The 569-nt window shown below is 69.1% G+C and carries 1 protein-coding gene; it reads left to right on the top strand.

All coding sequences use genetic code 11. The features are described 5' to 3' along the window. Positions 1-387: phosphatidylglycerol lysyltransferase domain-containing protein (locus G6018_RS15985; RefSeq protein ID WP_182640142.1), on the top strand; the 387-nt coding region annotated here is incomplete at its 5' end. Positions 388-569: the final 182 nt, after the last annotated feature.

The following is a 569-nucleotide window of genomic DNA, read 5'->3' on the forward strand; positions in this document are numbered from 1 at the left end:
ACGACCGAGTTCCTCATCGCCTCCGCCGCGCTCACGGGCAAGGAGGAGGGCTTGGAGTTCCTCAGCCTGTCCGGGGCACCGCTCGGGCACGGTCGACGTGAACCGAGCGGGGACGGCCCGCCCGCGCCCCGGGACGCGTCGTCGTTGACCGGTGTCCTGGACCGCGTGGGGGAGACGCTCGAACCCGTCTACGGGTTCCGCTCGCTCCTGGCGTTCAAGGCCAAGTTCCACCCGGAGTACCGCCCTCTACATCTGTGCTACCCGGATGCGGCGACGCTACCGGCGATCGGTGTCGCGGTGGGACGGGCCTACCTCCCGAAGGTGGGACTCGGCCAGGGAGCCCGCCTGGTGTCCACACTGAGGCTGGCTCACACCACAGCGGGATGACCCGCAGGGCTGCACCGGTGCCACGGCTCTACTGCGGATGCCGGAGAGCGGCCACCGCGTGGTCCTTCGAGGGGTCCTTCTACGAACCCACTCGACGAGGACCGGCGCCGACCATCGCCATCCGCAGCGATGATCGGCGTCGGCCGTAGAAGCAGGCTCTAGGAGACTGCTGAACAAGCTGT

The sequence above is a fragment of the Dietzia sp. DQ11-44 genome (assembly GCF_014145205.1).
In the GTDB taxonomy this organism is placed as follows: domain Bacteria; phylum Actinomycetota; class Actinomycetes; order Mycobacteriales; family Mycobacteriaceae; genus Dietzia; species Dietzia natronolimnaea.